The following is a 21,431-nucleotide window of genomic DNA, read 5'->3' on the forward strand; positions in this document are numbered from 1 at the left end:
CGTGCCTCCTACAGTTCGCGGTGCCTTGGGCCCGACGGTAGGTCAGCAGCGCAACGGGCGGCCATCGGCTGACCGGAGCGTCAGCGGCTGCCGGGAAACCCCGGGGGCGGGTGTCCCGACAGCCTCTAGCCCCAGCCCAGCTCGTGCAGGCGGTGGTCGTCGATGCCGAAGTGGTGGGCGATCTCGTGGACCACGGTGATCGCGACCTCGTCCACCACGTCGTGCTCGGTGTCGCAGAGGCGCAGGATCGGGTTGCGGTAGATGAGGATGCGGTCCGGCAGCACACCCGAGTAGTCCCAGCCCCGCTCGGTCAGCGCGTGCCCCTCGTAGAGGCCGAGCAGGTCCTCACCCGGGGGCGGGTCGTCCTCGACCAGGATGACCACGTTGCTCATGAGGGCGAGCAGTTCCTCCGGGACCTCGTCGAGTGCCTCGCCGACCAGTTCCTCGAACCGCTCCCGGCTCATCTCCACCGCCACACCCCCATTCTGCCCACCGACCGACGCCCGCGAGATCCCCGCGTTCGCCGGGTACGGTGCCGCGCACTTTCACGGAAAGAGGCCCATCCGTCGCCGGATGGCCACTCCTTCCGTGAAAGTGCGGCGAGTGCCGGGTGGTGTGGGCGCCCGGGTGTCAGGACGTGAGGCGGGCGCTCAGGGTGATCTGGGCGCCCGGCGAGAGCAGGCGGGAGATCGGGCAGTTCTCCTTGGCGGCCTCGGCGAGCTTGGTGAACTGCGCCTCGTCCATGCCGGGCACCTGGCCGACCGTCTCCAGGTCGATCCGGGTGACGGACATGCCGGCGTCGGTCTTGTCGAAGTGCACCTTGGCGGTGGTGTCCACCGAGGTGCCGGTCGCGCCGGCGTCGGCGAGTTGCTTGGAGAGGGCCATCGAGAAGCAGCCGGCGTGCGCGGCGCCGATCAACTCCTCCGGGTTGGTGCCCTCGCCCTCCTCGAAGCGCGACTTGAAGGAGTAGTTCCCCTCCAGGCCGCCCTTGCCGGTGCGGACGGTGCCGGACCCCTCGGTGAGGTTGCCCTGCCAACGTGCGGAAGCGGTACGGATAGGCATGCACCCGACGCTAGCCGAAAGCGGACGCCGGGGCGACCGACCGGCGCACCCGCCGGTCGCGTACCGCCCGCCGGTCGCCGCCTGTGTCATGATTCCGCCCAGAGGCTGGCGTCAGCGCGGAAGGGGTGTCCCCCGATGTCCCAGGACCTCCCCATCCCCCGACAGGAAGACCGGTCCGACGACGGTGCCGCCGTCGTGGAGTGGGGCGGGTCGGATCCGCGGCCGCCCGGCCGGGCCGGGCGGCTTCTCACCGGCCTCGCCCGGGACCGCCGCCTGCCCTTCGTCCTCGCTGGCCTCGGGGCGGCGGCCGGCCTGGCGTCGCTGATCGGGGAGTGGGTGGTACTGACCATGCCGGCCGCCGGGCCCGACGGTGGCTCGCTCCGCCTCCCCGAGGGGGTCTCCAACGTCGGCGGGTTCGGCGGCGCGTACCTGGCCGGCCTGCTCGCGCTGGTGGTGGCGGTCGCGCTCGCCCTGCGGGGCACCGGGTCGGCCCGGCCGAACGCCCGCACCGCCGGCCTGGCGCTGGCCGGGGCGCTGCTTGCCGTGCTCACCGCCACGGCCGTGACGATCGGCGACGCCGACATGCGCGCCCTCTACTACGGCGGCCAGGACGGATTCGCCATCGAGTACGGACGCGGGCTGGTCGCCGCATTTCTGGCCTGCGCGTTGCTGGGAGCGGCGCTTCTGCCCACCCCGTCCGCCGCCGCGCCCGCCGGCGAGACGGAGAGCGGTGAGCCGATCCCGCCGCCCCGGCGCCGCTCCCGGCGGGACGACCCCGGCGAGTCCCTGCCGCCCCCGGCCGACCTCACCGTCGGGCCCGCCATCCCGTTCACCCGCCCGGAACCGCCGATCTGAGTCGGGCGGCAGCGCCTGGGCCTTCGTCCACGCGATGTGCCTCCGGGCAGCATCGACACGTCGGCGGCCGCCCGGCGCCGTCACCACAGGGCAGACGTTCCCCGTTGGCACCGGATTCGTCTGATCGCCATGGTTGGGACCGCTTTCGCGAGGTACGGTTGCTGCCCGCCGTCACGCCGGGTCACACGACCGGAACGGCTGGCCGCGACGGCGGCGGGCGAAGGAGGAACGATGACCCGCCCGGGCCTGCCCAAGCTGATCGCCACCGATCTGGACGGGACGCTCGTCCGTAGCGACGAGACCGTCTCCGCGTACACCCACGAGGTGCTCGACCGGGTGCGGGCCGCCGGCATCCCGGTGGTCGGCGCGACCGGTCGCGGTCCCCGGCTCACCGAACTGACCCGCAACGACATCCGTGCCGCGGACTTCCTGGTGATGGCCGGCGGCGGACGGGTGGTCGACCAGAGCGATCCGAGCGGGCCGGTGGTGCTGCGCGACGAGCGCCTCCCCGGCGCCGTCCTGGCCGGGCTGCTGGCCGACCTGGAGGCCGAGGTCGGCCCGCTGACCGTGATGGTGGAGGCGTCGGACGAGCACGACGCGCCGCTCTGGGGTGACTACCACCCGAGCTGGCCGTACCAGGACCGGTTCGAGGCGCGCACCCGCACCGAATGCCTCTCCCGGGATGTGATCAAGGCCTTCGCCCGTACCGCCGACCACCACGTCGACGAGCTGCTCGACGTGGCCCGGCGGATCGTCCCGGCGGAGGTCGCCACGCTCACCCAGGCCGGGCTCGGCTTCGTCGAGATCTGCCCGCCGGGCGTCGACAAGGCGACCGGGCTCACCGTGGTGGCGGAGCGGCTCGGCGTCGACCCGGCGGAGGTGCTGGTCTTCGGCGACCAGCCCAACGACCTGCCGATGTTCGACTGGGCCGGCTGGGCCCGGGTGGCGGTCGCCAACGCCCACCCGGCGGTCCGCGCGGCGGCCGACGAGACGACCCTGCGCAACGACGACGACGGGGTGGCGGTGTACCTCGACCGACTACTCTCCCGCTGATGGGAGAGCCACCCCGCCTGGTCGCCACGGACATCGACGGCACGCTGCTGCGCGACGACCGGACGCTGAGTCCGCACACCGCCGACGTACTGGCCCGGATCTCCGTGCGCGGCACGCCGGTCGTGCTGGTCACCGGCCGCCCCATCCGCTGGCTCAAGCTGGTGTACGAGCAGCTCGCCGAGCCGCTGCCGGCGATCTGCGCCAACGGCGCCGTGGTCTACGACCCGGTGGCGGACGAGGTGCTGCGGGCCGACCCGCTCGCCCCGGAACTGCTCGCCGAGGTGGCCCGGCGGCTGCGCGCCGAGGTGCCCGAGGTGACCTTCGCGGTGGAGATCGTCGACAGCCGGGAGATGCGGCACGAGGCGCACTACCCGCTGCGGTGGGACGCCGACCACGCCGCGATCCGGGCCGTCGAGACCCCGGAGGAGCTGCTCGCCGCGCCCGCGGTGAAGCTGCTGGCCCGCGCCGGGGAGCAGGACCCGGACGCGTTCGTCGCGCTGGTGGCCGGGGCGCTGGCGGGGCTGGCCGAGGCGACGCACTCGTCGTACTCGGGGTTGGTCGAGATCTCCGCCGCCGGCGTGACCAAGGCGGCCGGCCTGGCCTGGTACTGCTCCCGGCACGGGATCGACGCCGCCGACGTGCTGGCCTTCGGTGACATGCCGAACGACGTGCCGATGCTCACCTGGGCGGGCCGGGGCGTCGCGGTCGCCAACGCGCACCGCGCCGTCCTGGAGATCGCCGACGATGTCACCACGGCGAACACCGCCGACGGTGTCGCCGCGTACCTGGAGCGGGTCTTCGGGCTGGACTGAGCGGCCGGCTCCGGGCCGGCCGCTCAGTCACGAGGCCGAGCCCGCCGGTGCCGGGCGGGCCTGGCGGAACGGGCCCTAGAGGTACTGGCCGGTGCCGTGCCCCTCGCCGCCCTGCGGCTGGCCCATGCCGGGCATCCCGGGCACCATTCCGCCCGGTCCGCTGGGCAGCGCGGGCCGGCCGGAACGCATCTGCTCCAACTGGACCCGGGCCGCCATCTGCTGGGCGACCAGGGCCGCCTGGATGCCGTGGAAGAGCCCCTCCAGCCAGCCGACGAGCTGCGCGTGCGCGATCCGCAGCTCGCCCTCGCTGGGTGCCTTCTCCTCGGTGAACGGCAGCGAGATGCGCTCCAGCTCCTCCCGCAGCTCCGGGGCGAGCCCTTCCTTGAGCTCGACGATCGACCGCTCGTGGATCTCCCGCATGCGGTGCCGGCTCGCGTCGTCCAGCGGCGCGGCCTTGACCTCCTCCAGCAGCTGCTTGATCATGCTGCCGATCCGCATCACCTTGGCCGGCTGCTCGACCAGGCGGGACGGGTCCTCACCCTGCCCCTCGTCGGTCTGCACCGTGCCGACCGGCCGGCCGTCGGGCCCGACCACCACCACGGTGCCGGAGTGACCGGTGCCGTCCCGGCCCGGCTCGTCGTTCTGTCCAGCGGAATGCGCTTCGGTCATGGGGTCCATCTTTACCCAGCCGCGCGCCCGCATGCGCCCCGGGAGCCGCTGCCGACGACGATCGGGTGCCGGTGGCGCGCTACCGTCGCGGGCATGCCCAGCGACCCGCGAGCCGTGCTCACCCGCCCCGCACCGGCCCCGGACGTCACCGTCGCGTACGGCGACCACCCGGACCAGATCGCGGACCTGCGCCGGCCGGCCGGCACCGGACCGGCCCGGCCGCTGGTGGTCGTCGTGCACGGCGGCTTCTGGCGGGCCGAGTACGACCGGCGGCACACCGGTCCGCTCGCCACCGCGCTGGCCGCGCTCGGCCACCCGGTCGCCCAGATCGAGTACCGCCGGACCGGGCAACCCGACGGCGGCTGGCCGGCAACCCTCACCGACGTCCTGACCGGGGTCGGCCACCTGCCGCGGCTGGCCGCCGAGGCACTGCCCGGCCGGGTGGCCCCCGGCGCGCCGATCCTGGTCGGCCACTCCGCCGGTGGCCACCTCGCCCTGTTCGTGGCGGCGGTCGCTCCGGCCGAGGTCGGTGCGGTGCTGGCGCTCGCCCCGGTGGCGAACCTGGCCGAGGCGTACCGGCTGGACCTGGATTCCGGTGCGGTCGCCGCGCTGCTCGGCGGTGGCCCGGCCGACGTCCCGGACCGGTACGCCGCCTGCGATCCACGATCGTTGGTGCCGATCCGAACACGGAGCGTGATCGTCCACGGCGCACTCGATCAACAGGTGCCGGTCGCCATGAGCCGGGAGTTCGCGGCCGCGGCACAGGCCGCCGGAAGTGACGTACGCCTCGTTGAGCTGCCCGATTGCGAGCACTTCGGCCTGATCGACCCCGAGTCCGGAGCCTGGCCCGAGGTTGCCGCTGCGTTGCGGTCATTGCATGAAGATCACTAGGCATTGACGGAGCGTCGCGGAGCAGGTAGAACGCCGGAGGGGCGAGACCTGCCCCTGCACCCCTTCGGAAGGAACTCGGTGTCGCAGATGAACCGCAGGCGGGCCCTACAACTGCTGTCCGCGCTCGGTACGACCGGACTCGTCGGCGGATGCGGCACCGACGACAGCGGGGCAGAGTCCGCCCCTACGCTCAGCCCGATCAAGATCGGTCTTGTGGCGCCGCAGACCGGCGACCTCAAGCTCATCGGCATCGAGATCATCAACGGTTTCCAGCTCTTCCTCGACCTCAACCAGGCGCAGCTGGGCGGCCACCCGACGGAACTGCTGACCGCCGAGGAGGGTGCCGACGCGGAGCAAGGCAAGGCTGCCGTCGAGGGCCTGCTGAAGCAGGGCGTGCTGGCGCTCACCGGGGTGGCCAGCTCGGCCGTCATGCTGGGCATCCGGGACACGGTGGAGCAGGCCCGCGTGCCGCTCGTCGGGTCCAACGCCTCGCCGACCAGCCTCCAGAGCGTCGTCTACATCTGGCGGACGTCGTACGTGCTGGACGAGGCCGGTCGTGCGCTCGGTCGCTACCTGAAGGCACGGCTCCCGGCGTCGGAGCGGCTGGCCATCATCATGCCGAAGGGCCTGGCCAGCGAGGACGTGCTGCGCGGCTTCCGGCAGGAGTTCGGCGAGTCCGACCCACGGATCAAGGACCCGGTGACCTGGACGACGGGCGCCGCCGCGGACAAGGCCAACTACGCCGCGGACATCGATGCGGCGCTCGACCGCAGGCCCGCCGCGGTGTTCTGCTTCTTCACCGGCGACGCGGCGGTCAAGTTCATCAAGCAGCTTCGGGACGCCGGGTTCCGGGGCAAGGTCTACGCCCCCGGCTTCCTCACCGAGGGCAAGGTGCTGGAGAGCTTCCAGAACACGCCGGACGACGCGCTGAAGATCCAGACGGCGCTGAACTACTCCGCCGACATCAACAACGCGGCGAACCGGCTCTTCGCCTCGGCGTACCGCAAGAAGCACGGCAGCTCGCCGACCACGTACGCCATGGCGTCGTACGACGCGGCGCAGGTGCTCGACCAGGCGATCCGGATCGCCGGCGACGCACCCACGCCGCAGCAGGTGAACCTCGCGCTCGGCAAGGTCGGCCAGATCGACAGCCCGCGCGGCGTGTGGCAGTTCAACCAGCCGCGCACCCCGCAGCAGAAGTGGTACCTGCGCGAGGTCCAGATGGACGGCCAGGTGCTGTCGAACGTCCTCATCACCGAACTGGCCACGCTGGGCTGAACCGACAGCCCCGGCTCCGGGCCGGGCGTACGTACGCGAAGGGCCGGCCGGAGGCCGGCCCTTCGGTGCTCCGCGCCGGGCCGTCTCTCGACATCCCGGCGCGAGCCGAGGCCTGGGGCCTGTCCTAGTGGCGCAGCTCGGCGATGCAGCACTTCACGCTGCCGCCGCCCTTCTTCAGCTCGGCCAGCTCGACCGGCACCGGCTGGTAGCCGGCGGCCTTCAGCTTCCCGGCGAGCCGGGTCGCCTCGCTGTTGAGCACCACGTTGCGCCCGTCGCTGACCAGGTTCAGGCCGAACGCGAGCGCGTCCTCGTCGTCGGCGACGACCGCGTCCGGGAAGAGCTGGGCGAGCACCTTCTGGCTGGCGACGGAGAAGGCGCCCGGGTAGTAGACGATGTTGGTGTCGTCGATCGAGGCGAGCGCCACGTCGAGGTGGTAGAAGCGGGGGTCGACCAGCCGCAGCGAGACCACCGGCCGACCGAGCGCCTCCTGGGCCTCGGCGTGGGCGGCCGGGTCGGTCCGGAAGCCGTACCCGGCGAGGATCAGCCCGCCGTGCGCCTCGGGCAGGTACGCGAAGTCGCCTTCGCCCTCGTTCGTCACGGTCGGCGCGATGAACCGCCAGCCCTGCGCCTCGTAGAAGGCGCGGTGCGCGGCCGCCTCGGCGGTCCGCTGCTCGTGCTTGAACTGAGCGCCGTAGACGGTGCCGTCGACGACGAAGGCACCGTTGGCCGCGAACACCATGTCGGGCAGGCCCGGCTCGGGGGTGAGCTGGTGCACCTCGTGGCCGAGACCGACGAGGGTCTCGCGCAGCCGGTCCCACTGCTTGACCGCCAACTCCGCGTCGACCGGGGTGGTCACGTCCATCCACGGGTTGATCGCGTACTCGACCGCGAAGTGCTCGGGCGAGCACATGAGATATGTCCGCTTTCGCGGCACTCGCTGCTGGTTCACGGTGACCAAGGGTAGGTACCGTAGAACATCGGTAACAGCCACAACCATTGCTTCCCGGAGGCGGAACGTTGCAGATAGACGCGGTTGACCAGCGAATCATTGCGCTGCTCGTCGCCGACGCCCGAGCCTCGTACGCCGACATCGGGCAGCGGGTCTCACTCTCCGCTCCGGCGGTCAAGCGACGGGTCGACCGGCTCCGCTCGGCCGGTGTCATCCGGGGATTCACGGCCGTCGTCGACCCGGCCGCCGTGGGCTGGACGACCGAGGCGTTCGTGGAGCTGTTCTGCGCCGGCCGGACCACCCCCGCGCAGATCGGGGTGGCCGCCCGACGGCATCCCGAGGTGGTCGGCGCGTACACCGTCTCCGGCGAGGCGGACGCCCTCGTCCACCTGCGCGCCGCCGACATCGCCCATCTGGAGGCGGCGCTGGAACGGCTCCGGGCCGAGTCCTTCGTGACCTCTACCCGCAGCACCATCGTGCTCTCCCGACTGGTGGAGTCGCCCGGCGTCGGCCCGTCGGCCGGCTGAGCCGGCCCCGGGCGCGTGCAGGGAACCCCTCGGCCCCGGGAACCGGGCGCGGCCCGGCGGCGTCGGAGTGGGCATGACTCCGGCACGGCCGACCGTCGCGGCGGGCACGCTGCTCGCCCTCACCCTGCTCGCGGGGAGCACCGTGCTGCCCGCCGCGCCCACCCCCGGACCCGGGTCGGCGCCCACCGGACCGGGCGCCCCGCTCCGGCTGGTCTCGTTCGACTCCTGCGCCGACGCGCTGGCCGACCTGCGCGCGGCGGCCGCCCCGCACGTCGGCCCGTGGGGCTTCGCCGGCGACGGGACGGCGTGGCCGGGCCGCCGCACGCTCGACATGCCCATGACCGCCGCGATGGCGGAGCGCGCCAGCGCCCCGGCGTACTCCACCACCAATGTGCAGGAGCGCGGCGTCGACGAGCCGGACCTGGTCAAGACCGACGGGCGGCGGATCGTCACGGTGACCGGCGGGGTCCTCCGGGTCGTCGACCCCGCCACCCGACGGGTCACCGGGCGGCTCGACCTCGCCGGCGACGGTGCCGCCGACCTCCGCTGGGCGCAGCACGACCTGCTCCTGCACGGCGACCGCGCCCTGGTGCTCACCGACTCCGCGATGATGGGCCGGCCGCGGATCCGCGTGGGCGAGGGACGGCCCGCCGGGACGCCCTTCGCGCCCACCCAGGTGCCCGGCACCCGGCTCGTCCTGGTCGACCTGGCCGGCGCGCCCCGCGTGCTCGGGACGTACCGGATCGAGGGCCGGACCGTCGACGCCCGGCAGACCGCTGCCACCGCCCGCGTCGTGGTCCGCTCCGGCGCCCGGGTCGCGTTCCCGGACCTGCCCGCCGCCGACGAGACGGTCCGGACCACGGCCAACCGGGCCGCCGTCGCCGCCGCCGGCATCGACGCATGGCTCCCCGCGTACGAGTGGACGGCGGGTGCGGAACGACGGACCGGGCGGGTCGGCTGCGACCGGCTCAGCCGGCCGGCCACCGCCACCGGCTCCTCGGTGCTGACCGTGCTCAGCTTCGACCTCACGGCCGACCGGCTGGCCGACGGTGATCCGGTCAGCGTGGCCGCCGACGCCGACACCGTCTACGGCACCGGCAACAGCCTCTACCTCGCCGCGCAACGGGTCGTCGGCGGCGAGCCGGTCCCGGGCCGGTGGCTGCGGCCGACCGGTGCCTCCGTCACCGACATCTACCAGTTCGACACCGGGTCCCCCGGCCGCCCCCGGTACGTCGCCGCCGGCAGCGTGCCGGGCTGGCTCGTCAACCAGTACGCCCTGTCCGAGTGGGAGGGCCACCTGCGGGTGGCCACCACCACCGGCAGCGACGAGCGCAGCTCGGAGTCCGGCATCCACGTGCTGCGCCGGCGGGACGCCGCCCTGGTGCCGGTCGGCGCGGTCAGCGGGCTCGGGCGGGGCGAACGGATCTACTCGGTGCGCTACCTCGGCGGCACCGCGTACGTGGTGACCTTCCGGCGCACCGATCCGCTCTACGCCCTCGACCTCACCGACCACGCCGCCCCGAAGGTCACCGGCGAGCTGAAGATCACCGGGTACTCGGCGTACCTGCACCCCGTCGCGGACGGCCGGCTGCTCGGTGTCGGGCAGGAGGCCGACCGGAACGGGCGGGTGGAGGGCATCCAGGTCTCCCTCTTCGACGTACGGGACCCGGCCCGGCCGGCCCGGCTGGACCGCTGGCACCGGCCCGGCGGCTGGTCCACGGCCGAGCACGACCCGCACGCCTTCCTGTACGACCCGGGAACCGGGCTGCTCGCCGTCCCGATCGACCAGGGCGTACGCGTGTTCCGGATCTCCGGCGACACGATCACCGAGCAGGGTGCGGTGGCCCACCCGGCAGGCGCCGTCACCCGGTCGCTGCTCGTCGACGGCGTGCTGTGGACGGTGTCGGCCGCGGGCCTGCGCGCCAGCGACCCCGGCACCGCACGGAGCCTCGCCTGGCTCCCCGCGACCTGACACTCCCTCCCCCGGTGGGTGGGGCCCGGTCGTTCGGGGTTCCGGGTCTCACCCACTGTCAGGTCCCCGGCCGGCGCCCGCAGCGGCCTCACAGGTACATGCCGGTGCGGTGTTCGCCCTCGTCCCGCTTGACCGGCTTGTCACCCTCGCCGAAGAAGCGCTTCCCGCCGAACTCGCCGTGCAGCCGGTCGTCCAGCTCGTCGGCGAGGCCGGTCATCACCTGCACCGCGAGCATGAGGTGGGTGGCCTGGAAGTTGCGGCCGAACACCGGGATGGACGCCCAGACCGTGTCGTCGGCGCAGTAGAGCCGGCCGATCGGCATCCGGTTGGTCAGCTCGGACAGCTTCACGTACAGCCGCTCGGTCGGCTCGACCTCGGTCAGCACCGGGGAGAAGACGTCGACCAGCGGCGGGTTGTCCCGGACCCGGACGAACACCATCGCCGAGCCGGCCCGGATGTTGATGTCGCCGTCCGAGTCGACCTGGAGCCGGTCGGAATCCGACTTGAGCATCGTCGAGACGACCGTCCGGACCCGCTCGGCCAGCCCGAGCACGTCGTCCGTGGCCGGCTGAGCGGCGTTCAGCGCCTCGTCGAGGTCGGCCTCGACGTTCCGGTCCACGCCAAACTCGCTCCGCGCGGTGCCGAGCGGCGCGCCCTCCAGCGGTTCGTCCTCGGCGTCGTGGATCAGGTAGACGAGGAAGGCCGGGTGCGGGGCGCCGTAGACGTCGCGCAGCGTACGGGAGAACAGTGCCGCGAGCTGGGTCGCCTCGGCGACGGTGCCGTCCAGGCCGAACTGCTCGCCGGAACCCTCCACCACACCGGGCGGCGACCAGCCGAGCGCCACCATGTCCGCGACGGCCGCGCGGTCCAGCCGGTACCCGGGGGGCAGGCCGGCGTTGCCGACGGCCCGCGCGGCGAGCTTCCCGTCGGGGCCCACGTCGATGCCGATGGAGTAGACGGCGTCGCCGGTGCCGGACGCGGTCGGATCGAGCGTCAGGTCGACGTGCGCTCCGGCCGGGAGGGTCGCCAGCCGCTCGCCCAGCGCCCGGGCGAACTCCCGCCAGGCCTGCGTCACCTTCACCCGCAGGTCGGCCGTGGTCGGCTCGTCGAGCAGGATCGACTCGTGGTGCTCCGGCAGGCCGCCGGCCGGCGTCGGGGGGTGGTCCGCCGTCATGATCGCCTCCGTCCGTCAAGGTCACCCTACCCACGGACCGGGGGGCGCGAATCAGGGCCGACCGGGATCGGACAGCACGTCCCGTACCACCGCCGCTGGGTTCCATGTCGGATTCCCAGCCGCCGACGTGGTGGCGTGCCGGGCCGGTTCCGCCCGCCGGCCCCCGCGGGGGACGCCCGTGGGGCCCGTCGCGTGACGGCCGTCGCGCGGTCAGGCCGGGTGGTCGCCGGGGCCCTCGGCGCCCAACTGCACCGGCCAGTTGGCGGCCAGGTCGCGGAGCCGGGTCGCGGCGGCGGCCGGGTCCGCGCCACCGCCGACCGCGAGCCCCAGGAGGTACGCGGTGACCGGCGCACCCGGGCGCAGCACCTGGTGGGCCACGTCCTTCGCGAGGTCGAGCACGGCCGGGACCGGCACCTGGGCGGGGTCGAGGCCGAGTTCCGCGCAGGCGGCCGTGACCCACTCGTCCATCACCGTCATCGTGCCCACTCCTCCGCCCGGCGTACGTCCTCGTCAGTGTCGCAGTCGAACCACGGCGGCGGGCCGTCCCCGCGCCACGGCACCTCGTGGACGGTCAGCCCGTACAGCAGCGACCGCAGCGACGCCCCGGCCAGGGCGCGTGTCGACGCCCCGGCGAGCCGGTCCACCGCGCCGCGCAGCGCGGCGACCCGCCACACGCCGCACAGGGTCTGCCGCCGTCCCGCCTCGTCGACGAAGCACACGCCGTCGGACCCGCTGTCGAGGTGGTGCAGCAGGTCGCCGACGGCGGCGCGGGTGAGCAGGGGCAGGTCGGCGGCGAGCAGGGCGACGACGGTCGCGTCCCCGGGCAGCAGCGCCAGCCCGGCCGCGGTCGCGGCGACCGGCCCGCCGCCGGACGGCTCCTCCCGGGTGACCAGCACGCCGCCCGGCACCCCGGCCGCCGGGCCGACCAGGATCCGCGGCGCGGCGTCGGCGACCGCGGCCAGCACCCGGTCCCGCATGGGCCGGCCGCCGACCGGCCGGGCCGGCTTGTCCACACCGCCCATCCGCCGGGCCGCGCCACCGGCCAGCACCACCGCCGCGTACGCGCTCACCCGGCAACCGTAGCCGCCGGGTCTTCCCTCCGGCTGCCGGCGGCGTCGCGGTGTCCGGCGTTCCCGGATGCGCCGTGCCGACGGCATCGAGTCGACCGACCCGCTTCCCGGGAGATCGAGTGGATCACCCCGCCCGTCGGGGGCAGGATGGCGGGATGGGACGGGCGACTGACCGGCGTGGCGTACTGCGCATCGACCTCGGGGCGGTGGACGCGCGTACGTCGGTCCAGCGCCGGGACACCCTCGCCGTGGAGGAGCCGCTGGAGATCCGGGTCGGCCCGGCCGGTCCCGGGCGGCGCCGGCCGCTCGCCGTCACCATGCGTACGCCCGGGGACGACCTGGATCTGGCGATCGGCTTCCTGCTCACCGAGGGGCTGGTCCGGTCGGCCGACGACGTGCACACCGCCCAGCTCTGCGCCGGCGCGGAGGCGCCCAACACGTACAACGTGGTGGACGTCGTGCTCGCGCCCGGCGTGCCGGAACCGACCACCGACCCGGCCCGCAACTTCTACACGACCAGTTCCTGCGGGGTGTGCGGGAAGGCGAGCATCGACGCGGTGCGTACCCGGTCGCTCTTCCCGGTGGCCGACGACCCGCTGCGCGTGCCGGCGGCGGTCCTGGCCGACCTGCCGGAGCGGCTGCGCGCGGCGCAGCGCGCCTTCGACCGGACCGGCGGCCTGCACGCGGCCGGGCTGTTCACGGCCGACGGCGAGCTCGTCGTGCTGCGCGAGGACGTGGGCCGGCACAACGCCGTGGACAAGGTGGTCGGCTGGGCGGTCCGCGAGCGGCGGCTGCCGCTGGCCGGCCACGTGCTGCTGGTCAGCGGACGGGCCAGCTTCGAGCTGACGCAGAAGGCGTGGATGGCGGGCGTGCCGCTGCTCGCGGCGGTCTCGGCGCCGAGCACGCTCGCCGCCGACCTGGCCGCCGAGGCCGGCATCACCCTGGTGGGTTTCCTGCGTGGTCGCACGATGAACGTGTACGCCCGCCCGGAGCGCGTCACCGCCTGACGGCGGCGATCGCGCTGTCCGGCCACCTCCGACGTGCCGGTCGTCGCGTCCCGGTTCAGGTCCCCAGCGCGTCGAACAGGCCCAGCCGGACGGCGGCGTCGCGGGCGATCAGGAAACCGGCGATGCCGAGGACCCAGCCCAGGGTGCTGCCCGACGTCCGGGTGATCCAGGTGTTCAGGCGGGCCAGCAGCGGCTCGATCCCGGCCGGCCAGGCCACCCGGGCGGCGAGCAGCAGCACCGCCGGCAGCACCATCACCAGGCAGTACGCGGCGAGCAGCGCCACCACGGCCGCCGCGCCGAGCCCGGAGGTCGCCAGCAGGCCGAGCGCACCGAGGTACGGCAGCATCGTCGCCACCTCCGCCAGCGCGGCGAGCAGGGCCAACCCGACCAGCCACCGCGCCGACGAATCACCGGCCGTCGCCCGGTCCCGCCACCGCAGCACCGCGCCGCCGCCGGACCGGCGCTTGCCGCCGTACCGGAAACTGAGCGGGAACAGGCCCACCCCGAGCACGAGCTGCCCCCACAGCACCGGCCGGGTGTCCAGGGCACCGTCGAGCGCGCCGGCCAGCCGGCTGCCACCCCAGAACAGCAGCAGGCCCACCCCGAAGTAGAAGGCGGCGATCGTGCCGAGGTAGGTCAGGATCCGCCGTACGCGGACCGGGCCGGATGCCAGCAGCAGCCAGACGGGGATGAACAGGGTGCCGATACTGGTGCTGTCCACCAGCGCCAGTCCGGCGAGGGACAGCAGCAGGCCGCCGCTCACGAGGGCTCAGTTCCGGGTACGACCACCCGCCCATCCTCCAGCGCGGCAGGCCGGCGGGACTCGCCCTGCGGCACGAATACCGACTACATCCTTCGACGGACGAACGGGCCCCCCACGGTCAGCGACCGGGTGGGAAGGCCGGTACCCCGCACGCCTTCGGCGGGGTCAACGCCTGCGTGTCCGAGCTGGTCCCGGTCGCGGCCCTGTTGAAGATCCGGCATCGTCGCCGGACAGGAGCGAAGACCGGCTACCCGTTGGCGCTGCTGCCGCCTCGCCGCCGCCAGGCGTCCCGGCGACCGGCGGTGGCGACCGCCTGAGCCTCCGCCGGGGTCGGCCGGATCACCCGGTCGGCCCCGGCTACCGGCGTCCGGACCGCTTGACGAGAAGCGCGACGAGGCCGACGACGAGCGCGGCGGTCACCACGACGCAGAACAGTACGGCGATGTGCCACGGCTTGATAGCGCCCATCCGGGCACCGTACCGCCATGGTCAACACGTCCTGCGTGGACAGCGCCCAGGTCGCCCTGGTGCCGGTCACGGTCGTGCTGGCCCCGCCTGGCCGGGCGGCTCCCGGGCGGACGGGGCGTTTAAGCGCGCGGCACCGGACCCACGGGCGGCCCGCCCGCTCTCTCCGGTGCGCGGTCGGTCAGCTGCGCTCGGCGACCTGGGCGACGAACGCCCGCCAGGCGTGCGCGCCGAAGACGAGGGCCGGGCCGGTCGGGTCCTTGGAGTCGCGGACCGCGACGACGCCGGGAAGGTTGTCGGCGACCTCTACACAGTTGCCGCCGCTGGTACCGCTACGGGTGGCCTTTCGCCACCGCGCGCCGTTCAGGTCCATTGGTTCGCCACTTCCTTGATTAGGTCTAGGGACTGCCGCCGTGGAAGGGCCTCAGTGCGAACGCTCTCCCACCGCTCGAAGAGCGTATCTAGGTCGGCTGGTTGGTCTACGACATCGCCGCCTAGCTGGCTTTCGAGGTGACCGACCCAACTACCGTCCGGCATGTGCGCCAGGGACAGCGGGCCGGACAGGCCCGCGTGAAGGCCGACATCCGCTGGGATGACGTGGACGCTGATATTGGGTCGCTCTGCGCAAGCTACAAGGTGGAACAGTTGCTCGGCCATCAGTTTCTCGGCCCCGTCGCCAGCTCGGCGGATCGCTCCTTCGTCAACAACCACGACGAGCTGAGGCGGAGCCTCGCGCGTCAGGATGGCTTGCCGCTCGATTCGACCCGCGACCCGGCGGTCTACCTCGTCGTCCGACAGCCGGGGGTCGAGCCGCAGGACCGCGCGGGCGTATGCCTCGGTCTGCAACAGGCCCGGGATCAGGTTCGGCTCGAAGTAGCGAAGCTGAGTCGCGCCGCGCTCGGCGTCGAGCCACGGCAGGAACCACGACGGAGCGCCCAGCGTCGCCGCTAGACGCTCGAACAGACCGCCGTTGTTCAGCGCGCGGTCGGCCCCTCGGATGAAGTCGACGGTCAGTGCCCGAGTGCCGCTTTCGACGGCGCTGACATGGGAGGCGCTGAAGCCTGCGCCACGCCCAAACGCCTCCTGCGTCATACCGGCCGCCCCGCGCGCTCGACGGATCTCGCTAACGATGAACGCTGCCACGGGGTCTGGTACGTCCGGCATTCAAGGCTCCTCAGCTTGAAGATCGACTACCCGCGTCGCCACAGACGAGCGGCTATTTCGCCAGCTCAGCCCGGACGCTGAAAGCACCTTCCGAGGGTAGCGGCCTCCACATCAGAGTGTCACCAGCGGAACCGCTGGCGTGGCCCGAACCGCCGGCGGAACCAGCCCAGGGGCCGCCTCGTCGGGGCGGGGCGGCCCCTTCCCACCGTGAAGGAGGTCCCTGCCGTGCGTCTCCGGTTCTGGCGCTGCAAGCCCGCCCCGCCGCCGCTGCCCCGGCGTATCCGGGGCGCGAACCTGCCGGCCGCCCTCTTCGCGCCGACCCGGCCGATCCCAATCGTGCAGCCGGGCCGCGCCGGGACGTTGACCCCGGCGCAGGAATGGCGCGCGAACGGGGGCCGCCGGTGAGTGCCCCGATGCTGAAGGCGGGGGACGTGGTCCTACTGGCCCGCTCGGCGAGTCCGCAGTTCGCCCGTCCGCTCAGGGTCCGGGTGATCCGTGAGCTGACCGATCGGCACCCCTACACCGGCTGGTTCTGGTTCGAGGGGTACGAGCTGGACCCGCAGGGCGACGCGGTCCGCCGCCGAGAGCTGTACGCACTGCGCGACGGCGTCCGCTGGCTGGGCAACGCCCGCCGCGAGGTCCCGGCCGACCGCCGGCCGCGCCGACGTCGGCCGGTTGTCCGTACGGGGGTGCGCGCGTGAGCCGCCGCAGCCGAGAGCACGTCCCGACCCGCCCGACGTGGCGCTGTGCGGCGTGCGGAATAGCTTGGCCTTGTAGTCCGGCGAAGCTCCGCCTCCTCGCCGAGTACCGGAACGACCGAGCCACCCTCCTGGTCTACCTGGCGACGCTTCAGGCCGAGGCTGCCGAACAGCTCGCCGAGCTGGACAGCGGCACGTCGCCGGCTGACCTGACCGAGCGCTTCACCGGCTGGGCCCGCGCCCGGTAGCCGCCGGCGAGAGTCCGGCAAGCCGGAGCTTCGCCGGCAGACCTGTCAGCGGGGGTCAGGTCGCCTCCTCGCGCGGCGGCGCACCACTCCCGGCAGCCGCACCGCCGGCCACCCGTCGAGGCGTGCGGGGGGCACGCCGCGCCGGAGCAGGTCGTCCAGGAGCAGGGCGAACGAGTAGTCGGGGTGCCGGGTGAGCACCCGCTCCAGTGCCACGGCGGCCAGCGCCCCGTGACCCGCCCGCCAGGCAGCGAACGCCAGCAGCGCACCGGGCGCGGCGATGAGGTCCGGCTGGGCGCGCCGCAGCACGTCGGTCCAGAGCGCGATGTCGCTGTCCCGGCCGTCGGTGCGTTCCCAGGCGTGGTCACGGACGGTCAGATCGGTCAGCAGCACGCTCAACCAGGCCACCTCGTCGTCATCCAGCCGCTCGCCCCGGCGATGGCGGCGCTGGGCGGCCCAGAGCGCCGAGCGCCCGGCCGTGCGCACCGCCCGCCCGCCGAGCAGGTCGGCGGCGGGTGCCGAGCCGAGCAGCTCGGCGAACCGCTGCCCGGCCCGTTCGGCGGCCTGCCGCAAAGCGGCACGCTCCGGGCCGTCGACGGGTGCCACCCGCGCTGCGAGGGCGGCCCGGTCGGGCAGGGCGACCTGACCGGCGAAGACCGCGGCGGCGGTGACCTCGCTCGATCCCGTGTCGTACGGGGTGCCGTCGGGCGGGCAGCACTCCGGCTCGTCGCAGAGGTACGACCAGTACCGGCCGTCGGTGACCCGCAGCGCGTCGAGGACGGGGATCCCGGCGGCGGCGAGCGCCGCGCGGACCGCGTCGACGGCCGGGGTGACCCGGGACGCCGGGCCGTAGCCGAGGACCGTGGCGCGGTCGGCGACCTGCCGGGCCACCACCGCGGCCAGGTGCCGGGCCGACTCATCCACCGGCCGGGCCGGCTCGGCCACGCGCCGGGCGGGATCGACGGGTTCCCGCAGATCCGGCAGGTCCGACCGGGCGGCGAAGGTGACCCGCTTGCCGTGCATGGCCACCACGACCACACTGTCGGCGGGGTGGAACCCCAGCAGGTAGGGCACGGCGGCGATCAGGTCTCCGGGGGACCGGACGGAGAGCCGAGGGACATCGGTCGAGGTCATGCACGGCAGCCTGCGCCGCCCGACCACCTCACGTCCGCCCCTGTGGACGACACACGGGTTTTCCACAGCTACACACCGTAACGACCCAGCTCAGACCGTATCCGCACGGCGAGCGGGCCCGACCGGGGCTGCCACCAGCTACCGTTCCGAGGCATGGATCTGGCGTACCTGCGGGCGCACCCGGAGCACCTGCCGACCTTCCTGACCCACCAGCGGATCCGGGAGACGCCGGTCTCCGGAGGCGACATCTGCGCCGCCTCCCGCCTCACCCTCGACGACGGGCACTCCGTGTTCGCCAAGACCTGGCCGGAGCACGCCGCCCGGCCACGGCCGGACCACTTCTTCGCCACCGAGGCGGCCGGGCTGCGCTGGCTGCGGGAGGCCGGCGCGGTCGCCGTACCCGAGGTGATCGTGGCGCTGCCCGACCTGCTGGCGCTGGAGTGGGTCGAGCCGGGCGAGCCGACCGCCGAGGCGGCCGAGCGGTTCGGTCGGGAGCTGGCCGGGCTACACCGGGCCGGCGCTCCCGCCTTCGGCGCCGAGTGGCCGGGCTTCATCGGCGCGCTCCCGGCCGACAACAACCCCGACGAGGGCCCCTGGTCGCGCTGGTTCGCCGAGCGCCGGCTGGTGCCGTACCTCCGGATGTCGATCGACAACGGCGCGCTCGGTCCGGCGGAGCAGGCCCTGGTGGAGCGGGTCGCGGCCCGGATCGCGGACCTGGGCGGGGACGAGCCGCCGGCCCGGATCCACGGCGACCTGTGGCCGGGCAACGTGCTGTGGGGCGCGTACGACCGGGCGTGGCTGGTCGACCCGGCGGCGCACGGCGGCCACCGGGAGACCGACCTCGCGCAGCTCGCGCTCTTCGGCGGCGCACCCCACCTGGACCGGATCCTCGCCGCCTACCAGGAGGCCTGGCCGCTGGCCGACGGCTGGCGGGAGCGCGTCCCGCTGCACCAGCTCCACCTGATGCTCGTGCACACCGCCCTGTTCGGCTCGGCGTACCGCGATGCGGTCGCCCACACCGCCCGGTCCGCCCTGAGCGGGTCCGACCGCGCTACCGTCGACGGGTGAGCGTCGCCCCTCCGACCGTCGGCGTCCTCGTCGACCGGTACGGCCGCGTCGCCCGGGACCTCCGGGTCTCCCTGACCGACAAGTGCAACCTGCGCTGCACGTACTGCATGCCGGCCGAGGGGTTGCCCTGGCTCGCCGGGCCGCAGTTGCTCGGCGACGACGAGGTGATCCGGCTGATCCGGGTCGCGGTGACCCGGCTCGGGGTGACCGAGGTGCGGTTCACCGGCGGCGAGCCGCTGATCCGGCCGGGGCTGGTCGGCATCGTCACGGCGGTGGCGGCGATGGCCCCCCGCCCGCGCATCTCGCTCACCACCAACGGGATCGGGCTCGACCGGCTGGCGCCGACCCTGGGCGCCGCCGGCCTGGACCGGGTGAACGTCTCGCTGGACACCCTCGACCGGGAACGCTTCACGCGGCTGACCCGACGGGACCGGCTCGACGCCGTGCTCGCCGGGCTGGCCGGCGCGGCGGCGGCCGGGCTCACCCCGGTCAAGGTCAACGCGGTGCTGATGCGGGGCCTCAACGACGACGAGGCTCCGGCGCTGCTCCGGTTCGCCCTCGACCACGGCTACGAGCTGCGGTTCATCGAGCAGATGCCGCTCGACGCCCAGCACGGCTGGGACCGGGCGAGCATGGTCACCGCCGACGAGATCCTGGCCGCGCTGCGGTCCGCGTACGCCCTGAGCCCGGACCCGGCCGCGCGCGGCGCGGCACCGGCCGAGACCTGGCTGGTCGACGGCGGCCCGGCGCGCGTCGGGGTGATCGCCAGCGTCACCCGGCCCTTCTGCGGCGACTGCGACCGCACGCGCCTCACCGCCGACGGGCAGGTCCGCAACTGCCTCTTCGCCACCGAGGAGTCCGACCTGCGCGGGGCGCTGCGCTCCGGCGCGGACGACGACGAGCTGGCCCGGCGCTGGCGCGCCGCCATGTGGGGGAAGCGGGCCGGTCACGGCATCGACGACCCGGCCTTCCTGCAACCCGCCCGGCCGATGTCGGCGATCGGAGGTTGACGTGTCCGACCTGCGACCGGCACACGACGCGACCGACACGGCTGACGCGGGCACCCTCACCGTCCGTTTCTTCGCCGGGGCGCGGGCCGCGGCCGGCCGGACCGAGGAGACCGCATCCGCCGGTCGGTCGCTGGACGAACTCCTGGCCGAGCTCGCGGACCGGCACGGCGAGCGGCTCGCCGCCGTGCTGCGGGTGGCGAGCTTCCTGGTCGACGGCGTGACCTGCCATGATCGTCGGGCACCGCTGCCGGCGGGAGCCACGATCGACGTCCTGCCGCCCTTCGCGGGCGGCTGAGGGAGGCTCAACCTTGTTGGCGGTTCTCGGGTTCGTCGCCACCCTGGCGCTGATCACCGGTCTGATCCACCTCTACCTGTGGAAGCGGCTGGTGCGCGACACCACCACGGCGGGCCGCTGGCGGCGGATCGGCTCGATCACGATCCTGGTGCTCGCGCTGCTGGTTCCCGCCACCATGATGGGCACCCGCGCCGGCGCGTACTGGCTCGCCTGGCCCGGTTACCTCTGGCTGGCGGTCATGTTCTACCTGCTGGTCCTGCTGGCGGCGCTGGAGATCCCGATGCTGGTGGCCCGGCTGGTGCTGCGCCGCCGGGTCGCCGCCGCGGAACCCACGGCCGCCGCCCCCGAGCCCGCCCTGGTGGGGGCCGCCGGCCCGGCCGACCCGCCGGCCGCCGCGGCGGTCGGGCAGCCCGACCACGACCCCGCCCGGCGGCTGCTGCTCGCACGCGGGGCGGCCATCTTCGCCGGGCTCACCGCCACCGGCCTGACCGGGTACGGCGTCCGCACCGCCCTCGGTCCGCCGCAGCTGGACCGGGTGCGGATCCCCCTGGCGAAGCTTCCCCGCAGCATGGACGGCCTGCGCATCGCCACGGTCTCCGACATCCACCTCGGGCCGCTGCGCGGCCGTGCGCACACCGAGCGGATCGTCGCCGCCATCAACCGGCTGGACGCCGACATCGTCGCGGTGGTCGGCGACCTGGTCGACGGCACGGTCGCCGAGCTGGGTGAGGCGGCGGCGCCGCTGCGCGGCCTGCGCTCCCGGTACGGCAGCTACTTCGTCACCGGCAACCACGAGTACTACTCCGGAGTCGAGGAGTGGGTGCCGGAGGTGGACCGCCTCGGCCTGCGGGTCCTGCAGAACCGCCGGGTGGAGATCGCGGCCCGGGGCGGCGTGCTCGACCTGGCCGGGGTCAACGACGCCGAGGCCGAGGGCACCGGGCTGGCGGGGCCGCCGGACTACGCCGCCGCGCTCGGCGACCGCGACCCGAGCCGCCCGGTGGTGCTCCTCGCGCACCAGCCGGTCGCGGCGTTCGAGGCCGCGAAGTACGGCGTCGACCTGCAACTGTCCGGCCACACCCACGGCGGCCAGATCGTGCCCTTCAACTACCTCGTGCGGCTCCAGCAGCCGGTGGTCTCCGGCCTCGGCGAGGTCGACGGCACGAAGGTCTACGTGACCAACGGCGCCGGGTTCTGGGGTCCCCCGGTCCGCGTCGGCGCCGAACCGCAGATCACCCTCGTCGAGCTGCGCTCGGCATAGCGCAGCTCACCC

At 74.1% G+C, this 21,431-nt stretch carries 26 protein-coding genes; 15 read left to right on the forward strand and 11 right to left on the reverse strand.

Annotated features, from left to right (window positions below; genetic code table 11):
- Positions 1–125: 125 nt before the first annotated feature.
- Entirely contained in the window at positions 126–470 is a 345-nt protein-coding gene (locus HCJ94_RS00410; protein WP_309227104.1) for a metallopeptidase family protein, read from the reverse strand.
- Between the two features lie 160 nt (positions 471–630).
- A complete protein-coding gene (locus HCJ94_RS00415; RefSeq protein WP_167998934.1) occupies positions 631–1,062 on the reverse strand; it encodes an OsmC family protein in 432 nt (143 codons plus the stop codon).
- A gap of 135 nt (positions 1,063–1,197) precedes the next feature.
- Here HCJ94_RS00415 and HCJ94_RS00420 point away from each other — a divergent pair, with 135 nt between their 5' ends.
- From HCJ94_RS00420 to HCJ94_RS00430, 3 genes are all read left to right on the forward strand, one after another.
- Positions 1,198–1,917 carry a hypothetical protein gene (locus HCJ94_RS00420; RefSeq protein ID WP_167998935.1) on the forward strand — a complete coding sequence of 240 codons (720 nt, stop codon included), beginning with the start codon at positions 1,198–1,200 and terminating at the stop codon, positions 1,915–1,917.
- Between the two features lie 231 nt (positions 1,918–2,148).
- The gene (locus HCJ94_RS00425) at positions 2,149–2,970 is read left to right on the forward strand and encodes an HAD family hydrolase (RefSeq protein ID WP_167998936.1); all 822 of its coding nucleotides are present in this window, start codon (positions 2,149–2,151) and stop codon (positions 2,968–2,970) included.
- Entirely contained in the window at positions 2,970–3,782 is an 813-nt protein-coding gene (locus tag HCJ94_RS00430) for an HAD family hydrolase (RefSeq protein ID WP_167998937.1), read from the forward strand. The genes HCJ94_RS00425 and HCJ94_RS00430 overlap by 1 nt, the downstream gene beginning before the upstream one ends.
- A 75-nt stretch (positions 3,783–3,857) precedes the next feature.
- On the opposite strand, the gene HCJ94_RS00435 is transcribed toward HCJ94_RS00430, so the two are convergent.
- Positions 3,858–4,460, reverse strand: a complete 603-nt coding sequence (locus HCJ94_RS00435; RefSeq protein WP_167998938.1) for a bacterial proteasome activator family protein — start codon at positions 4,458–4,460, stop codon at positions 3,858–3,860.
- Positions 4,461–4,544: 84 nt separating this feature from the next.
- On the opposite strand from HCJ94_RS00435, the gene HCJ94_RS00440 reads away from it, so the two are divergent.
- Both HCJ94_RS00440 and HCJ94_RS00445 read left to right on the forward strand, forming a co-directional pair.
- On the forward strand, positions 4,545–5,342 hold the full coding sequence (locus HCJ94_RS00440) for an alpha/beta hydrolase family protein (RefSeq protein WP_167998939.1): 798 nt from the start codon (positions 4,545–4,547) through the stop codon (positions 5,340–5,342).
- A 78-nt stretch (positions 5,343–5,420) separates the two neighbouring features.
- Positions 5,421–6,620, forward strand: coding sequence for an ABC transporter substrate-binding protein (locus tag HCJ94_RS00445; RefSeq protein ID WP_167998940.1), 1,200 nt, complete (start codon positions 5,421–5,423; stop codon positions 6,618–6,620).
- A 124-nt stretch (positions 6,621–6,744) separates the two neighbouring features.
- Here the strand turns inward: HCJ94_RS00445 and ddaH are convergent, their stop codons facing one another.
- The gene (gene ddaH, locus HCJ94_RS00450; protein WP_373684173.1) at positions 6,745–7,578 is read right to left on the reverse strand and encodes a dimethylargininase; all 834 of its coding nucleotides are present in this window, start codon (positions 7,576–7,578) and stop codon (positions 6,745–6,747) included.
- 59 nt (positions 7,579–7,637) lie between these two features.
- On the opposite strand from ddaH, the gene HCJ94_RS00455 reads away from it, so the two are divergent.
- Both HCJ94_RS00455 and HCJ94_RS00460 read left to right on the forward strand, forming a co-directional pair.
- Positions 7,638–8,096 (forward strand): Lrp/AsnC family transcriptional regulator, encoded by a 459-nt coding sequence (locus HCJ94_RS00455; RefSeq protein WP_155329663.1) that lies wholly within the window; start codon positions 7,638–7,640, stop codon positions 8,094–8,096.
- Positions 8,097–8,169: 73 nt separating this feature from the next.
- Entirely contained in the window at positions 8,170–10,068 is a 1,899-nt protein-coding gene (locus tag HCJ94_RS00460) for a beta-propeller domain-containing protein (RefSeq protein ID WP_167998941.1), read from the forward strand.
- An 88-nt stretch (positions 10,069–10,156) separates the two neighbouring features.
- Here the strand turns inward: HCJ94_RS00460 and HCJ94_RS00465 are convergent, their stop codons facing one another.
- The 3 genes from HCJ94_RS00465 to mobA form a co-directional block, all read right to left on the reverse strand.
- Positions 10,157–11,242 carry a T3SS (YopN, CesT) and YbjN peptide-binding chaperone 1 gene (locus HCJ94_RS00465; RefSeq protein WP_167998942.1) on the reverse strand — a complete coding sequence of 362 codons (1,086 nt, stop codon included), beginning with the start codon at positions 11,240–11,242 and terminating at the stop codon, positions 10,157–10,159.
- Positions 11,243–11,452: 210 nt separating this feature from the next.
- Positions 11,453–11,719, reverse strand: coding sequence for a DUF6457 domain-containing protein (locus HCJ94_RS00470; RefSeq protein WP_167998943.1), 267 nt, complete (start codon positions 11,717–11,719; stop codon positions 11,453–11,455).
- Entirely contained in the window at positions 11,716–12,399 is a 684-nt protein-coding gene (mobA, locus tag HCJ94_RS00475; protein WP_167998944.1) for a molybdenum cofactor guanylyltransferase, read from the reverse strand. Before mobA ends, HCJ94_RS00470 begins: the two co-directional genes overlap by 4 nt.
- Before the next feature lie 68 nt (positions 12,400–12,467).
- Here mobA and fdhD point away from each other — a divergent pair, with 68 nt between their 5' ends.
- On the forward strand, positions 12,468–13,319 hold the full coding sequence (fdhD, locus tag HCJ94_RS00480) for a formate dehydrogenase accessory sulfurtransferase FdhD (RefSeq protein ID WP_167998945.1): 852 nt from the start codon (positions 12,468–12,470) through the stop codon (positions 13,317–13,319).
- A 55-nt stretch (positions 13,320–13,374) separates the two neighbouring features.
- Here fdhD and HCJ94_RS00485 read toward each other — a convergent pair whose 3' ends face one another.
- From HCJ94_RS00485 to HCJ94_RS00495, 3 genes are all read right to left on the reverse strand, one after another.
- Positions 13,375–14,082 carry a GAP family protein gene (locus HCJ94_RS00485; protein WP_167998946.1) on the reverse strand — a complete coding sequence of 236 codons (708 nt, stop codon included), beginning with the start codon at positions 14,080–14,082 and terminating at the stop codon, positions 13,375–13,377.
- Between the two features lie 646 nt (positions 14,083–14,728).
- Complete coding sequence (locus HCJ94_RS00490; protein ID WP_167998947.1) at positions 14,729–14,920, reverse strand: DUF397 domain-containing protein; 192 nt, start codon at positions 14,918–14,920, stop codon at positions 14,729–14,731.
- Entirely contained in the window at positions 14,911–15,711 is an 801-nt protein-coding gene (locus HCJ94_RS00495) for a helix-turn-helix domain-containing protein (protein WP_167998948.1), read from the reverse strand. Before HCJ94_RS00495 ends, HCJ94_RS00490 begins: the two co-directional genes overlap by 10 nt.
- A 225-nt stretch (positions 15,712–15,936) precedes the next feature.
- Here HCJ94_RS00495 and HCJ94_RS00500 point away from each other — a divergent pair, with 225 nt between their 5' ends.
- Genes HCJ94_RS00500 through HCJ94_RS00510 form a run of 3 tightly spaced genes read left to right on the forward strand, consistent with a single transcriptional unit; the run spans position 15,937 to position 16,657 of the window.
- Positions 15,937–16,116: a hypothetical protein gene (locus tag HCJ94_RS00500; RefSeq protein WP_167998949.1), complete on the forward strand. Its 180-nt coding sequence runs from the start codon at positions 15,937–15,939 to the stop codon at positions 16,114–16,116.
- The gene (locus tag HCJ94_RS00505) at positions 16,113–16,412 is read left to right on the forward strand and encodes a hypothetical protein (protein ID WP_205800407.1); all 300 of its coding nucleotides are present in this window, start codon (positions 16,113–16,115) and stop codon (positions 16,410–16,412) included. The genes HCJ94_RS00500 and HCJ94_RS00505 overlap by 4 nt, the downstream gene beginning before the upstream one ends.
- A complete protein-coding gene (locus HCJ94_RS00510; protein WP_167998950.1) occupies positions 16,409–16,657 on the forward strand; it encodes a flavin reductase in 249 nt (82 codons plus the stop codon). Before HCJ94_RS00505 ends, HCJ94_RS00510 begins: the two co-directional genes overlap by 4 nt.
- 45 nt (positions 16,658–16,702) lie before the next feature.
- Here HCJ94_RS00510 and HCJ94_RS00515 read toward each other — a convergent pair whose 3' ends face one another.
- Complete coding sequence (locus HCJ94_RS00515) at positions 16,703–17,788, reverse strand: DUF4192 domain-containing protein (RefSeq protein WP_167998951.1); 1,086 nt, start codon at positions 17,786–17,788, stop codon at positions 16,703–16,705.
- A gap of 153 nt (positions 17,789–17,941) precedes the next feature.
- Between HCJ94_RS00515 and HCJ94_RS00520 the strand changes: the two genes are divergently transcribed.
- From HCJ94_RS00520 to HCJ94_RS00535, 4 genes are read left to right on the forward strand one after another with little or no spacing between them, the layout of a single operon-like run.
- Positions 17,942–18,856 carry a fructosamine kinase family protein gene (locus HCJ94_RS00520; protein WP_167998952.1) on the forward strand — a complete coding sequence of 305 codons (915 nt, stop codon included), beginning with the start codon at positions 17,942–17,944 and terminating at the stop codon, positions 18,854–18,856.
- A complete protein-coding gene (moaA, locus tag HCJ94_RS00525) occupies positions 18,853–19,866 on the forward strand; it encodes a GTP 3',8-cyclase MoaA (protein WP_167998953.1) in 1,014 nt (337 codons plus the stop codon). Before HCJ94_RS00520 ends, moaA begins: the two co-directional genes overlap by 4 nt.
- A gap of 1 nt (position 19,867) precedes the next feature.
- Positions 19,868–20,161 carry a MoaD/ThiS family protein gene (locus HCJ94_RS00530; RefSeq protein ID WP_167998954.1) on the forward strand — a complete coding sequence of 98 codons (294 nt, stop codon included), beginning with the start codon at positions 19,868–19,870 and terminating at the stop codon, positions 20,159–20,161.
- Between the two features lie 13 nt (positions 20,162–20,174).
- On the forward strand, positions 20,175–21,419 hold the full coding sequence (locus HCJ94_RS00535) for a metallophosphoesterase (protein ID WP_167998955.1): 1,245 nt from the start codon (positions 20,175–20,177) through the stop codon (positions 21,417–21,419).
- Positions 21,420–21,431 lie beyond the last annotated feature (12 nt).

Source organism: Micromonospora thermarum (genome assembly GCF_012034245.1).
GTDB classification, from domain to species: Bacteria; Actinomycetota; Actinomycetes; order Mycobacteriales; family Micromonosporaceae; genus Micromonospora; species Micromonospora thermarum.